Origin of the sequence: Paenibacillus sp. FSL W8-1187 (genome assembly GCF_037965485.1) — a bacterium.
GTDB lineage: Bacteria > Bacillota > Bacilli > Paenibacillales > Paenibacillaceae > Paenibacillus_O > Paenibacillus_O pasadenensis.
This window is the reverse complement of sequence record NZ_CP150181.1, coordinates 3,571,159-3,584,801: the sequence shown is the minus strand read 5'-3', so window position 1 is coordinate 3,584,801 and position 13,643 is coordinate 3,571,159. Positions and strand designations below refer to the sequence as shown.

Annotated in this window: 11 protein-coding genes; 3 read left to right on the top strand and 8 right to left on the bottom strand. The window is 64.8% G+C overall.

Annotated elements, in window-relative coordinates:
- Window position 1 precedes the first annotated feature (1 nt).
- The 6 genes from NYE40_RS15560 to kduI form a co-directional block, all read right to left on the bottom strand.
- Complete coding sequence (locus tag NYE40_RS15560; protein ID WP_339280065.1) at window positions 2-868, bottom strand: ABC transporter permease subunit; 867 nt, start codon at window positions 866-868, stop codon at window positions 2-4.
- Window positions 869-911: 43 nt separating this feature from the next.
- Window positions 912-2,339, bottom strand: coding sequence for an extracellular solute-binding protein (locus NYE40_RS15555; protein WP_339278636.1), 1,428 nt, complete (start codon window positions 2,337-2,339; stop codon window positions 912-914).
- Window positions 2,340-2,359: 20 nt separating this feature from the next.
- Entirely contained in the window at window positions 2,360-3,403 is a 1,044-nt protein-coding gene (locus NYE40_RS15550) for a LacI family DNA-binding transcriptional regulator (RefSeq protein WP_028597132.1), read from the bottom strand.
- A gap of 303 nt (window positions 3,404-3,706) precedes the next feature.
- Window positions 3,707-4,459: a 2-dehydro-3-deoxy-D-gluconate 5-dehydrogenase KduD gene (gene kduD, locus NYE40_RS15545; RefSeq protein WP_028597131.1), complete on the bottom strand. Its 753-nt coding sequence runs from the start codon at window positions 4,457-4,459 to the stop codon at window positions 3,707-3,709.
- Between the two features lie 33 nt (window positions 4,460-4,492).
- Window positions 4,493-5,263, bottom strand: a complete 771-nt coding sequence (locus NYE40_RS15540) for a DeoR/GlpR family DNA-binding transcription regulator (RefSeq protein WP_028597130.1) — start codon at window positions 5,261-5,263, stop codon at window positions 4,493-4,495.
- 63 nt (window positions 5,264-5,326) lie between these two features.
- Window positions 5,327-6,160, bottom strand: coding sequence for a 5-dehydro-4-deoxy-D-glucuronate isomerase (kduI, locus tag NYE40_RS15535; RefSeq protein WP_028597129.1), 834 nt, complete (start codon window positions 6,158-6,160; stop codon window positions 5,327-5,329).
- 335 nt (window positions 6,161-6,495) lie between these two features.
- On the opposite strand from kduI, the gene NYE40_RS15530 reads away from it, so the two are divergent.
- The 3 genes from NYE40_RS15530 (at window position 6,496) to NYE40_RS15520 (ending at window position 10,079) form a co-directional block, all read left to right on the top strand.
- Complete coding sequence (locus tag NYE40_RS15530) at window positions 6,496-7,836, top strand: extracellular solute-binding protein (RefSeq protein WP_028597128.1); 1,341 nt, start codon at window positions 6,496-6,498, stop codon at window positions 7,834-7,836.
- Window positions 7,837-7,941: 105 nt separating this feature from the next.
- Window positions 7,942-9,237, top strand: coding sequence for a sugar ABC transporter permease (locus tag NYE40_RS15525; protein ID WP_052332868.1), 1,296 nt, complete (start codon window positions 7,942-7,944; stop codon window positions 9,235-9,237).
- Window positions 9,237-10,079 (top strand): sugar ABC transporter permease, encoded by an 843-nt coding sequence (locus NYE40_RS15520; protein ID WP_028597126.1) that lies wholly within the window; start codon window positions 9,237-9,239, stop codon window positions 10,077-10,079. Before NYE40_RS15525 ends, NYE40_RS15520 begins: the two co-directional genes overlap by 1 nt.
- A 231-nt stretch (window positions 10,080-10,310) precedes the next feature.
- Here NYE40_RS15520 and NYE40_RS15515 read toward each other — a convergent pair whose 3' ends face one another.
- Window positions 10,311-12,713 (bottom strand): MMPL family transporter, encoded by a 2,403-nt coding sequence (locus tag NYE40_RS15515; protein WP_028597125.1) that lies wholly within the window; start codon window positions 12,711-12,713, stop codon window positions 10,311-10,313.
- A gap of 75 nt (window positions 12,714-12,788) precedes the next feature.
- Window positions 12,789-13,406: a TetR/AcrR family transcriptional regulator gene (locus NYE40_RS15510; protein WP_028597124.1), complete on the bottom strand. Its 618-nt coding sequence runs from the start codon at window positions 13,404-13,406 to the stop codon at window positions 12,789-12,791.
- Window positions 13,407-13,643 lie beyond the last annotated feature (237 nt).

Genomic DNA, 13,643 nt, shown 5'->3' with positions numbered 1-13,643 from the left:
GCTACACCTCGTCAAAGCGGATCAGACGCCGGACGGCGAATGTCAGCGCAAAAGTCAGCAGCACGACGAGGAAGCTCGCTGCCGCTGCAGGTCCGATCTTCATTTCCAAAATGCCTCTCTGGAACGTATACATCATCAGCACGTCGACCTTGGAGGCGGTCGCCGGATTCCTCAGGATGAACACCGGATCGAAGATCCTCAGGATGCCGAGCGTGTTGAGCAGGAAAATGACCTTCATCGTGCCGGACAGCTGGGGCAGCGTCACATCGCGCATCTGCTGCCAGCGGGAAGCCCCGTCCATGCGCGCCGCCTCGTAGAGCGACGGGCTGATCGACACGATGCCGGCCAGAAACAGGATGCAGTTGTAGCCCATGTCCTTCCACGTCGCGAGCAGGATGAGCATCCACCGGGACCAGCCCGCATCGGCGAGGAAATGGATCGGTCCGCTCATTCCGAGCTTGACGAGGACGACGTTCACGAGCCCCGTATCGGGGGAGAGCAGGAAGATCCACATCCCCCCGATGACGACCCACGACAGGAGATGGGGCAGATAGAGGACCATCTGGGCCGTCTTGCGGAACCAGCTGCGCAGCACCTCGTTCAGCGACAGGGCGATCGCGAGCGGGGCCGCGAAGCCGAGCGCCAGCGTGCCGCCGCCGATGAGAAGCGTATTGACGAACGCATCCAGGAAGGAAGCGTCCTGCAGCACGAGGCGGTAGTTGTCCCAGCCGGTGTAGGGATGGGCGCCCATGAGCCGGTAATCCTGGAAGCTGATCTGAAGTCCGCGAGCCAGCGGATAGTAGGCGTAGACAAGGAAGTAGAGGACGACCGGAATCATCATCGCGTACAGGGCGCCGAAGCGCTTCATCGTCGTCAAGGCTGCTGCTCCTTTCCCGGGCCGACCGCCCTTGTTATTCGTCGATCAGCTTCTTGGCGAGCAGCTCCTGGCGCATCCGCTTGACCGCGTCGGCCGCTTCCCGCTTGCCGGACATCGCCTCGAGCGCGTACTGCTGCACGATCTTCTCCGCGTCGCTCCAGCCGGGCAGCGCCAGCTCGAGCGAGGCGTGGGCCTTGACGAGGTCCTGCGCCTCCTGCACGCCCGGCAGCTTGCCGAACGGAGGCTTCACGTTCTCGTTGTACCAGAACGGCACGCCGTGATCCATGTTGTGCATCTTGCCGATGTCCGTCAGCTTCAGGCTATCGCCTTCCTTGACGTAATCCTCGCCTTCGATGCCGAGGCTGCCCAGCATGATGCCGGGCTCGGTCTGCCAAAACTCGAGGAACTGCTTAGCCGCTTCGGGATGCTCGGCGTTGGCCGGCACGAACCAGTAGTCCGGGTCTCCCCGGCGCATGATCCGCTCGCCGTCCGGGCCTGACGCCGGCGGCAGCGCCGCCGCCGTGAAGGCGGTGCTGGGATCCTGCTGCTGGCGCAGGCTGTTGAACATGCCGACCCAGGCATCCCAGTACGTGACCATGCCGACCCGATCCGTGAGGAACAGATTGCGCATCTTGGCCGTATCGTTGGTGACGAAGTTCGGATCGAGGATGCCTTCCTTGAAGAGCTTGGCGAACCATTCGTACATCGGGACCGCGGCATCGGTGGCGTACGGAATCGTCCGTTTTCCGTCCTCCATCACATACCGGTATTTAAGTCCGGCCGCGCTCATGAAGCCCTGGATGTCATAGAGGCCGGAGGTGCTCAGTCCGTACGTGTCGTCCTTGCCGTTGCCGTCCGGATCCTGCTCCTTGAACGCCTTGAGGACCTCGTAGTAGTCCTCCAGCGTCTGGGGCTCGCTCAGCTTCAGCTTGTCCAGCCAGTCCTTGCGGACGATCGGCATCGTGCCTCCCTGGAACTTGCTGAAGACGGCCACGATCCGTCCGTCCTTGTCCGTCAGCTGCTCCCACTCCGCGGCGGGGATGACTTTCGGATCGGACAGCACGGCGGAGCTCTCGACGAACTCGGTCAGGTCGCTGACGACTCCCTGCTCGACGAAGGTATCGAGCACGCCCAGGTTGCTGCCCTCGATCAGATCGTATTTCTCGCCCGAGCCGAGCGCGGTCAGCACCTTCTGGTCGTAGCCCTCCGCCGGCTTCTCCAGCGTCACGTCCATCCCGGTGAGCTCGCTCAGAGCGGCCTCGAACTTCTCGTTTTCTTCCGGCGTCTTGCCGCCGACGTTCGCGCTCAGGATGCGCAGCTTCTGCGGAGCGGCAGGGCTCGCCGAGATGCCGGGAGCGGGAGATGCCGCGTTGCCTCCGTTGTCCGCTCCGCTGCAGCCGGACAGCAGGCTCGCGCTCAGCGCCGCCGCCATAGCGGCAGCCAGCCAAGGTTTCGTTTTCATGAAGATCAGCCTCCTTAGAATTAGACAGATTGAGGGGAAACGGCGGGAGCCGAGCAGGACGCCCGAGGGACGAGCTCGGCAGGAACGAGCGTCCGGCGCGCGGCCGAATTGCCGCTGCGCAGCTGCTCGATGAGCATGGCGGCCGCCTCCATGCCGAGCTGCTCCGCATGCTGCCGGACTCCGGCGAGCGGCGGGGAGAGCTCGGGGAACAGGACGGCATCGTCGCTGAAGGCAAAGACGGACAGCTCGCCGGGGATCGACAGGCCGAGGCTTTCCGCCGCCTTGTACACGCCTAGCGCCATCATCTCATTGTCCGCGATGACCGCCGTAATCGCGGGATGCCGCTCCAGCATGGCGCTGGCGGCGTCGAAGCCGAACTGATGGGAGGACGTGCCGCGCTCCGGCTTGTGGAGCAGCCTTTGCGGAGGAGGCTCCAAGCCCGCCTTGCGGTACGCCTCCCGGTAGCCGTGAGCGCGGTCCTCTGCGACGGTCCGCAGCTCGGGAGCATTGAGGAACAGGATGTCCCGGTGGCCGAGCTCCAGCAGGCAGCGGGTGACGCCGGCCGCGAGGCCCGCGTTGTCATGGTCGACATAGCTGACCTTGGCTTCATGCTCGGCGGAGGGACGGCCGATGACGACGAGCGGCGTGCCGCTGGCGAGCCGGTCCTCGATCCGGGCATCTCCTTTGGCGGAGGGGTCGAGGATGATCTCGCCGTCCACCGGGTCCGAGGCCAGGTTCTCGACCTGGCTGAGGTAGCCCGGGGACAAGGTGTTCACGAGCAGCCGGTAGCCATGCTCATAGCAGACGCGCAGCACGCCGTTCATGAGGGCGAGATGGAAGGGACCGAAGCGGTAAGGCTCCCCGCGGATGTTGAGCCCGATGATGCGGGTGGAGCGGCTCGCCAGGCTGCGCGCCCAGTAGTTGGGCTTGTAGTTCAAGCCGCGGGCGGCTTCCAGCACCCGCTCGGTCACTTCCTTGCTGATGGGGCGTTTCTTGCTGAACACGCTCGATACGGTGCCTTTCGACACGCCGGCTGCTCTTGCGACATCCTCGATGGTAGCCACGAATTGCGTTCGACCTCGCTTTCCTGTCTCTCGAAGCCCACATTAAACCGGTTTTATAAACTCACACTAAACGTAGGGTGAACCTTTCGTAAAAAGCCCCGATTCGATGAAGATTGGCGCGATTTTGCAGGGCGATGTCGCTTCTTTCCCCACTTCAACGTCCGATCCTCGTCGTTAAACCGGTTTTGCAGCTGCGCCGGCTGCAAAAAAAACAGGCTGCCCCTCGCTTTCGCGAGGGACAGCCTGTCGGACAAGGTCAAGCTTGGTCTGGATGATCGAAAAAACGGTACCATAACGGCCCGGTCAGCGCGCCAGCCAGCCCCCGTCCACGCAGAGCACGTGGCCGTTCAGGTAATCGGAGGCGGAGGAGGCGAGGAAGACGACCGGACCCTTCAAGTCATCCGGCGTGCCCCAGCGTCCGGCCGGGATGCGCTCGGTGATCGAGCGGTAGCGCGCCTCGTCGGCGAGGATCGGCGCGGTGTTGTTCGTCTCCATGTAGCCCGGCGCGATGGCGTTCACCTGGATGCCCTTGGACGCCCACTCGTTGGCGAGCGCCTTGGTCAGGCCGGCGACGGCATGCTTGCTGGCCGTGTAGCCCGGCACGTTGATGCCGCCTTGGAAAGACAGCATCGAGGCGATGTTGACGATCTTGCCGCTGCCGCGTTCGATCATATGCGCGCCGGCGAGCTGGCTCAGGTAAAAGACGGCGTTCAGGTTGAGGTCGATGACCGCCTGCCAGTCCTCGCGGCTGTGCTGCGCCGCCGGCGTGCGGCGGATGATGCCGGCGTTGTTGACGAGGATGTCGATGCCTCCGAAGCGGGATGCGGCGCGCTCGAACACGTCGCCCAGCTCGTCGAGGCGGCTGAGATCGGCTTGCAGGTCCTCCGCCTCGCGGCCGAGGCCGCGGATCTGGCCGACCGCGGCCGCGCTGCCGGAGGAGCTGACGGCGACGACATTCGCTCCGGCTTCGGCGAGGCCGACAGCCATCGCCTGGCCGAGCCCGCCGGACGTGCCGGTCACGAGCGCGGTCTTTCCTTGCAGATTGAACATAGGGATCCGTCCTTCTTTATCGAGAATGGGGTCGTCCGCTCAAGAGGAAGGGCGCGCGCCGTTCCAGACGGCGATGCCGGCGGCGCGAAGCGGCCGGGTGGCCTCCTCGTCCGCGTCGGCATCGGTCAGGATCGCCGTCGCTTCGTCCAGACGGGCGAAGGTGAACAAGGCGCTCTGGCCGAACTTGCTGTGGTCCGCCACCGCATAGACGGCGCGGGCCGTCTCGACGAAAGCCCGCTTCAGCTCCAGCAGGTCGCCGGTGTAGATCGTAAAGCCGTTGTCCGGATGCACGCCGGTTGCGGACAGGAACGCCGTCTGGATGTTGAGCCGCCGCACGTACTGGGCCGCCTCAGCGCCCGCAAGCATGTTGCGCACCCGATAGCCGCCCGGCACGACGAGCTGGATGCGGTCCTTGGGCGCGAGCTCGGCGATGATGCGGACGTCGTTCGTGACGACGGTGAGCGGCTCGTTGTCGAGGAGCCGCGCGATCTCGAGCGTCGTGCTGCCGCCGTCGAGGGCGATGACGGCGCCCGGCTTGACGAGCGTGAGCGCCAGCGCGGCGATGGCGGCTTTTTCGGCATGGTGGCGCTCCAGCGGCTCCTTGGCCGTCAGGATGCCGAGCTGGCCGTCCTGGGCGAGCACCGCGCCGCCGTGGATGCGGGCGAGCAGGCCGCGCTCCTCGAGCTTCGCGAGATCCTCGCGCACCGTCTTGCCGGTCACCTGCAGCCGCTCGCTCAGCTCGGCGACCGTCACCTCGCGCCGGGCGAGCAGCATTTCCATAATCGTCTCATGTCTTCGCAATGGGTTCATCCGCGTTCATCCTATCCGGGGGCAATTTCCGCTTCGTGCAAGGGTTGATCTTATCTTAGCGCATCAGCGCAGATCCTGCATCGCCACGGCGTCCATGTCGTCGAACACCTGGTTCTCGCCGGCCATGCCCCAGATGAACGTGTAGCTGCTCGTGCCGACGCCGCTGTGGATCGACCAGCTCGGGCTGATGACGCCCTGCTCGTTGCGCACGACGAGATGGCGCGTCTCCTGCGGCTCGCCCATCAGGTGAAAGACGTTGCCGCTGTCCGGCATGTCGAAGTAGAAGTACACCTCGGAGCGGCGGTTGTGCGTATGGCACGGCATCGTGTTCCACATGCTGCCTTCCTTGAGCAGCGTCATGCCCATGACGAGCTGGCAGCTCTGGATGCCGTCGATATGGATGTACTTGTAGATCGTGCGCTCGTTGGAGTTCGTCTGGCTGCCGAGATGGGCGGGCGTCGCCTCGCTGATCGCGGCTTTGACGGTCGGGTACGTCTGATGGGCCGGAGTGGAGTTGAAATAGTACTTCGCCGGGCTCGCCGCATCGTCGCTGCGCAGCTCCACGTCGAGGGCGCCGCGGCCGATGTACAGGCAGTCCTTCGGCGCCATCGCATATTCGGTGCCGTCGACGACGATCGTGCCGCTGCCGCCGACGTTGATGATGCCGATCTCGCGGCGTTCGAGGAAGCTGGCGGCTCCGATCGTCTTCTTGTCGGCTTCGAGCTTGATGCCGGTGCCGGCCGGCACGGCGCCGCCGACGATGAAGCGGTCCACATGCGTGTGCGTCAGCGTCAGCCGGTCCGGCTGGAACAGGCTTTCGATGAGGAATTCCTGTCGCAGGCGGGTCGTGTCGAACGCCTTGACTTCGTTCGGATGGGATGCGTAGCGGATTTCCATGATGAACCTCCTATGAGTTCGTATTCGTATTAATACGTTCATATTAGTTCATTCATGTTCGATGTGCAAGCTGATCCTAGGAGGGACGAGCAGGGACCCCTTAGGCTCGGCGAAGGAATTGATGGCGAGGCGGCTTGCCGAGGGCATCCAAGCGGGGAGGTCTGCGGGAAGCGGAGAGGGCGGAATCCTTCTGGAGAAGCGGCTACAAGCAGACGTCCCGAACCATGTCACAATCGTGCTCAAGCCGGTCACCAGGTTGGTAGTGGGCGCATGGCCCCAGCCTCTACAATGACATCATGCAAGCTGGATCGCGACACATAGGGGAGGATACAACGATGAACAAAAAAACGACCGCAGCGGCGGCGCTGGTGCTGGCGCTCTCGCTCACAAGCCTGGCGGCCTGCGGAAGCAACGGCAACAGCAACAGCGGCAGCGCCGGCAATGCGGGCAGCGCCGCGAACGAAGCGGCGCCTACGGCCGCGCCGTCCAACGACGCCGCCGCGAACGCAGGCGGCGAAGCGAGCGGCATGCCGGAGAAGCCGGCCGAGCTGACGATCTGGCCCGACGACAACGCCGAGAGCGTCGCCGCCATCACGGCCATCACCGACAAGTACACGGAGAAGACGGGCATCAAGGTGAGCGTCAAGCCGGTCAAGATGAACGACCAGCAGCAGATCCTCTCGCTCGACGGACCGGCCGGCAAAGGGCCGGACCTGTTCTTCCAGCCCGGCATCGGCAACCTGGTGCTCAAAGGGCTCGTGCAGCCGGTGAAGGCGGAGCAGCCGGTGTTGGACGCGTACACGCCGGAATCGCTCACCGCGCTCAGCCAGGACGGCCAGCTGTACGGCCTGCCTTTCGTCACAGAGACGTACGCGCTGTTCTACAACAAGAAGCTCGTGCCGACGCCGCCGGCGACGGTCGCCGATCTGGAGAAGCTGGCGGCCGAGCAGACCGATGCGAAGAAGCAGAAGTACGGCTTCCTGATGGAAGGGCTGAACTTCTACTATGCGTGGGCGTTCATGGGCGGCAACGACGGCTACATCTTCAAGAAGACCGACACCGGCTTCGACACCGCCGACATCGGCCTGAACAAGGAAGGCGCCGTCGCCGGCGTGAAGCTGATCCAGAGCTGGTTCGACAAGGGCTACCTGCCGAAAGGCGTGAACGGCGACGTCGTCGGCGGCCTGTTCGGAGCAGGCCAGGTCGGCGCGGTCATCAACGGACCGTGGGCGATCACCGACTACAAGAAGCAGCTCGGCGACGACCTCGGCGTGGCGCCGCTGCCGACGCTGGACAACGGCAAGCACCCGACGTCCTTCATCGGCGTCAAGGGCTGGATGCTCTCCAAGTTCTCCAAGAGCCCGGAGTGGGCGAGCGATCTGGCCGCGTTCATCACGAACGAGGAGAACGCGCTGGAGTATTACGAAAAGACGGGTCAGGTGCCGCCGGTCAAAGGCGTGCTGAACAACGAGAAGCTGACGGGCGATCCGCTCGTCGCCGGCTTCTCCGAGCAGGTGCAGTACGGCCAGCCGTTCCCGACCGTGCCGGAGCTGGACTACGTCTGGGATCCGATGGCCAACGCGCTGAAGTTCGCTTCCGAAGGCCGCGACGTGCAGCAGTCGCTTGACGACGCCGTCAAGCAGGTGCAGGACAAGATCGCGATGTCCGGCAAGTAAGCGAGCGTGCACGAGCCTGCGGGCCGCCGGGCGACCGGCACGCTCCGCAGGCTTTCTTTTCGGCCGCGCATGAGAAATAGAGCTGGGATAGGAAGGAGAGTCATCATGCAAAATGCGCTGCAAACCGGGCCTGGTCCGGGCGGGGCGCCGTCGCCGAAGCGGGCGGCGTGGCTGTCCGTCGTGCCCGGCCTCGGCCAGCTGTACAACCGGCGCTACATCAAGGGATCCATCCTGCTGCTGCTGGCGCTGTCGCTGGCGGCGTCGCTCGGGGCGTGGACGGTCCAAGGGCTGCAAGGACTCGTCACGCTCGGCGAGGACCCGAACGTCGACGACAGCCGGACGCTGCTGACCGAGGGCATCCTCGCGCTGCTGCTCGGCCTCGCGCTGCTGGCCGCCTACGGGCTGAACATCCGTGACGCCTGGCGCGACGCGGTCCGCCGCCGCGAGGGCGAGCGCATCCCGTCGATGCGGCAGGCGTTCCACGACAGCTACGACAAAGGCTTCCCGTACTTCGTCGTCGTGCCGAGCTTCATCCTGCTGGCGATGGTCGTCATTTTCCCGCTGCTGTTCATGGTCGCGCTGGCGTTCACGAACTACAGCCTGTACAATTCGCCGCCGGCGAAGCTGCTCGACTGGGTCGGCTGGGCCAACTTCAAGGAGCTGTTCGTCAACCCGCTGTGGACGCAGAGCCTGCTGTCCGTCCTCTCCTGGACGGTCTTCTGGACGCTCGTCGCCACGACGCTCCAGATCGCGCTCGCGATGCTGCTCGCGGTGCTGGTGAACGACAGCCGCATCCGCTTCAAAAAGGCGATCCGCACCGTGCTCATCCTGCCGTGGGCGGTGCCGTCGTTCATGACGGTGCTCGTGTTCGCGGCGATGTTCAACGATACGTTCGGGGCGATCAACACGCAGCTGCTCGCGCCCTTCGGCGTTCAGATCCCGTGGCTGACCGACGCCGGCTGGGCGCGGACCGCGATCATCCTGATCCAGGTGTGGCTCGGCTTCCCGTATGTGTTCACGCTGTTCACCGGCGTGCTGCAGAGCATCTCCAAGGACTGGTACGAGGCCGCCGACGTCGACGGAGGCAGCCGCTGGCAGAAGTTCCGCTTCATCACGCTGCCGCATGTGCTGTTCGCCACCGCGCCGCTGCTCATCATGCAGTACTCGTTCAATTTCAACAACTTCAACATCATCTTCCTGTTCAACAAAGGCGGTCCGCCGGTGCCGGGCCAGAGCGCGGGGGCGACGGACATCCTCATCTCCTGGGTGTACAACCTGACGTTCACCGACAACAACTACAAGATGGCCGCGGCCATCAGCATCATCATGGGCGTCGTCGTCGCCGCCTTCGCCCTGTACCAGTTCCGGCGGACGCGCTCGTTCCGCGAGGAGGGATATTGATGGGCCGCACGCTGCGTTCCCGGCTGGAAGTGTCCGGCATCTACCTGATCGTCCTGGTCCTATTCGCCGTCATCCTGTACCCGCTGCTGTGGGCGGTGAGCATCTCGCTCAACCCCGGCAGCACGCTGTTCAGCGCCAAGCTGATTCCCGACAACCTGACGCTGGACCATTATCGCTGGCTGTTCGCCGATCCGCTGAGCGAATACGGGCTGTGGTACAAAAACACGCTCATCGTCGCCTCGTTCAACGCGCTCATCAGCGTCTCGCTCGTGTCGATGCTGGCGTTCGTATTCTCGCGCTTCCGCTTCGCGGGCCGCAAGCACGGCATCTACACGTTCCTGCTGCTGCAGATGTTCCCCGTGCTCATGGGCATGGTGGCGATCTACCTGCTGCTGAACCTCGTCAACCTGCTCGATACGTTCGCGGGGCTGATCCTGATCTATTCCATCGGCGGGCTGCCGATGAACGTCTTCCTCGTCAAAGGCTACCTCGACACGATCCCGCGCGACCTCGACGAGTCGGCGACGATGGACGGAGCCGGGCATCTGACGGTGTTCTTCCGCATCCTGATGCCGCTCGCCCGGCCGATCCTGGCCGTCGTGGCGCTGTTCACGTTCATGGCGCCGTTCATGGACTTCCTGACGCCGCGCATCATCCTGCGCTCGCCGGAGAAGTACACGCTGGCGCTCGGGCTGTACAACTTCATCAACGACAAGTTCTCCAACAACTTCACGATCTTCGCGGCGGGCACGATCCTGATCGCTGTCCCGATCGCCACCGTGTTCCTGCTGCTGCAGCGGTTCCTCATCTCCGGCCTGGCGGACGGAGCGACGAAGGGGTGACCGGATGGGGAGCCGTGGGAGCCGGAGGCGCGTAAGAGAGCCGTATGCGCTTCGGCAGCCGTCCCGATCCGTTTCATCAAAAAGAAGCGTCCCTCCCGCATCGCTGCGGGTCGGGACGCTTCTTTTTGAATTGGAGCGCTTGCGTATGCCTTCTGAATTGGAGCGCTTGCGTATGCCTTTTAAAATGGAACGCTTGGTGTGCCTTTTGAATCGGAACGCTTGCGGTCCGCCTTACGGCTTCCGCGCGGAAGCGACCTTCGCGACCTGCTCGCGCTCGCCGCCGGCCGCGTTCAGCTCGGCGATCAGCTTGTCGCCCTCGACGTCGAGGTTCGGCAGGATGCGGTCGAGCCAGCGCGGCAGGCTCCACGCCTTGTCGCCGAACAGCGCCATGACGGCGGGCACGAGCGTCATGCGGATGAGGAAGGCGTCGAGCAGGATGCCGAGCGCCAGCGCGAAGCCGATCTGCTTGATCATGATGTCATGCGTGAAGATGAAGCCGGCGAACACGGACACCATGATGACCGCCGCCGCAACGACGACGCGGCTCGCCTGCTCGTAGCCGTGCACGACGCTGTCGCGTCCGCGATGGCCGTGGACGTACGACTCGCGCATCGAGGAGACGAGGAATACCTGGTAATCCATCGCGAGGCCGTACAGGATGCCGGTGACGAGGATCGGGATGAAGCTCATGATCGGGCCGCCCGTATCGAAGCCGAGCAGGTCCTTCATCCAGCCCCATTGGAAGATGGCGGTCGTGATGCCGAACGTGGCGAGCACGCTCAGCAGGAAGCCGACCGTCGCCTTGATCGGCACGAGGATCGAGCGGAAGACGAGCAGCAGGATGATCAGCGACAGCAGCACGATGATGCCGATGTACAGCGGGAATACTTCGGCCAGTCGGGCCGACATGTCGATGTTGATCGCCGTGAAGCCGGTGACGCCGATCGTCACGCCGTTGCCCGCGGACAGGGCGGAGTCCTGGTCGCGCAGCGTCTCGACGAGCGTCTTGGTCGCCTCGTCGGTCGGGCCGGACTTCGGAATGACGCTCAGGATCGCCATCTTGCCGCCTTCGGAGAGGCCCATCGGCGTAACGATCGAGACGTCCTTCACCTGCTGCAGCTCGGCCGCCAGCTTGCCGAGCGCTTCCGGAGCGATCGCGCCGCCGGCTTCGCGCGGCTCGGCCACGAGCAGCAGCGGGCCGTTGTAGCCTTCGCCGAAGCCTTTGGCGATCGCGTCGTAGCTCTGGCGCTGGCCGGAGTCGAGGTTGGCGGTCGCGCCGGACGGGATGCCCATCTGCATGTCGCGGACCGGCAAGGCGGCCGCGCCGAGCGCGACGATGACGACGAGGATGGCGAGCCAGCGGAAGCGGATGATGAAGCGGACCCAGCTATGGGCGAAGCTGTGCTTCTGCGTTCCCCCGGCCTTGCGGCTTTTCTCGCGCGCCTTGGCCGAGCAGATGCGCTCGCCGACGAGCCCGAGCAGCGCGGGCAGCAGCGACAGCGCGACGAGCACGCTGATGAACACCGTGACGGAGGCGACGAGCGCCATCGTGCTCAGGAAGGCGATGCCGATGACGAGCAGGCCGCAGAGCGAGATGATGACGGTCAGGCCGGCGAAGAACACGGCGCTGCCCGCCGTGCCGACGGCGCGTCCGGCCGCTTCGCGCGCCGTCAGCCCCTGGTCGAGGATGAGGCGGCGCTGGCGGTTGACGATGAACAGCGCGTAGTCGATGCCGACCGCGAGGCCGACCATGAGGGCGAGGATCGGCGTGAACGACGTCATCGGCACGAAGCTCGAGATCGAGTACGCGCCGCCGACGCCGATGCCGACGCCGATGAGCGCGGTCAGGATCGGCAGGCCCGCGGCGACGAGCGAGCCGAGCGTGACGAGCAGCGCGAGGACGGCGACGACGAGGCCGTACACTTCGTTGGCGCCGATCGGAATTTCCGGCATGAGCAGCGAGTCGCTCGGCAGCGAGGTGATGCCGGTGCCGCTCTCGGCTTTTTCGACGGTGGCGATGATGTCGTTCAGCACGTCCGTCGGGACGGATGTCTTTTGCACCGTGAATTGGAACTGGAACAGAGCGACGCTGCCGTCGGAGGCGATCAGCGCGCCGGGAACGGGCTGGCCGTCGACGATCAGCGGGCCGTACGGCATCGCCGCCGCGCCGGTCGCGCCTGCGGCGGCTCCGCCTTGGGCTGCGCCCGCGGCCTGGTCCTGGGCGCCGGCGCCTTGGCCTGCGGCGGCATCCTGGCCGCCCTGAGCCGCGCCTTGCTGCGCCTGGGCGCCGGCGGCCGCCGCCAGATCGGCGGGGTTGATGACATACTCCTGCTTGTAGATGTCGGCGATGGCGGCGAGGATCGCCTGCTGGCGCTCCGGCGTGTCGAGCCGCTCGCCGTCAGGCGCGGTGAAGACGACGCTGCCCTGATCTCCGGCTGCCTGCGGCAGCTCCTGCTGGAGCTTGTCGAGCACTTTTTGCGATTCGGTGCCTTCGATCTTCATTTCGGAGCTGACGCTCACGCCATTGGATGCGATCAGGGCGACGACGGCGCCGAGGATGACGACCCAGGCGGCGATGAACGCCCATGGCTTGTCGAAGGCGGTCTTGCCGAGCTTGTAGAAGAGCTTGGACATGATGGGATGCATTCTCCTTTGATGGGGGATGAGGCGAGCGGGCGGCGAAGCGCCGCGCGGGCTGGGGCAGGGCGGTCAGAAGCCGCTTTTCAGATAGCCGAACGTCGTCTCCAGATGCTGCTCGAACGGAATCGCGTCCGGCGCGCGGTCCTCCGGATCGCCGGGCAGCCGCACCTTGAGGGTGCCGTCGAGAATCGGCAGCACCGCGCCGAATACGGCTCCGGCGAGCAGATGGGTGTAGACGATATCTCGGCCGTCCGCGGAGTAGCGCCGCAGCTCCTCCTCCGCGCCGGCCTGCAGTCGCTTGAGCACGCTCAGGATGAACGGCTCCAGCGTAGGATGGCGGCGCGAGAGCGTGAACAGCTCGCGCACCTTTCCCAGCAGGTCGGCCGTGAAGCGGGCCTGCAGCCAGCGATGCAGCACGTCGAGCGGCGAGAGCCGCTCCGCGAGATCGATGTGCAGCTCCTGGTCTTCGTCGACGTTGCCGTCGAACGTCATGGCGATCATCGCGACCGCCTCTTCCTTGCACGAGAAGTAGTTCGCGAACGTCCGCCGCGAATAGCCGGCCCGCTGCACGACGTCCTCGACGACGAAGCCGTCCAGCCCTTTTTCGAGCGCAAGCTCGAACGCCGCCTTGGCCAGGGCGTGGGCGGTCGCTTCTTTTTTAAGATCGCGCAGGCTGTGCGGGCGCATGTCAATCACCTCCTTGAATAAGCGGACTGAAAATAGCTGTTTTCATCGTACTTTACTTGTTGCCCAATGTGCAAGTTTGCCTTTTGAGCAACGCTTTCATTTTCTCCATGCAGCATTTCCCTCCGCTGCCTGCCGGTTCATAAGGCGCTCAGCCGCCCGATGCGCTATACTAGGCGGAGCCAAGGACAAAATCCGCGGCGCTGCGGTCCGCTCGGCCTCCTTCCCAGAGCGCTTATG

Excerpts from the sequence above, each read along its gene's own strand:
- NYE40_RS15525 (WP_052332868.1), top strand. The coding sequence starts at position 7,942 with ATGCAAAATGCGCTGCAAACCGGGCCTGGTCCGGGCGGGGCGCCGTCG.
- NYE40_RS15540 (WP_028597130.1), bottom strand. The coding sequence starts at position 5,263 with ATGAACCCATTGCGAAGACATGAGACGATTATGGAAATGCTGCTCGCC.
- kduI (WP_028597129.1), bottom strand. The coding sequence starts at position 6,160 with ATGGAAATCCGCTACGCATCCCATCCGAACGAAGTCAAGGCGTTCGAC.
- NYE40_RS15555 (WP_339278636.1), bottom strand. The coding sequence starts at position 2,339 with ATGAAAACGAAACCTTGGCTGGCTGCCGCTATGGCGGCGGCGCTGAGC.
- NYE40_RS15520 (WP_028597126.1), top strand. The coding sequence starts at position 9,237 with ATGGGCCGCACGCTGCGTTCCCGGCTGGAAGTGTCCGGCATCTACCTG.
- NYE40_RS15530 (WP_028597128.1), top strand. The coding sequence starts at position 6,496 with ATGAACAAAAAAACGACCGCAGCGGCGGCGCTGGTGCTGGCGCTCTCG.
- NYE40_RS15515 (WP_028597125.1), bottom strand. The coding sequence starts at position 12,713 with ATGTCCAAGCTCTTCTACAAGCTCGGCAAGACCGCCTTCGACAAGCCA.
- NYE40_RS15560 (WP_339280065.1), bottom strand. The coding sequence starts at position 868 with ATGAAGCGCTTCGGCGCCCTGTACGCGATGATGATTCCGGTCGTCCTC.
- NYE40_RS15510 (WP_028597124.1), bottom strand. The coding sequence starts at position 13,406 with ATGCGCCCGCACAGCCTGCGCGATCTTAAAAAAGAAGCGACCGCCCAC.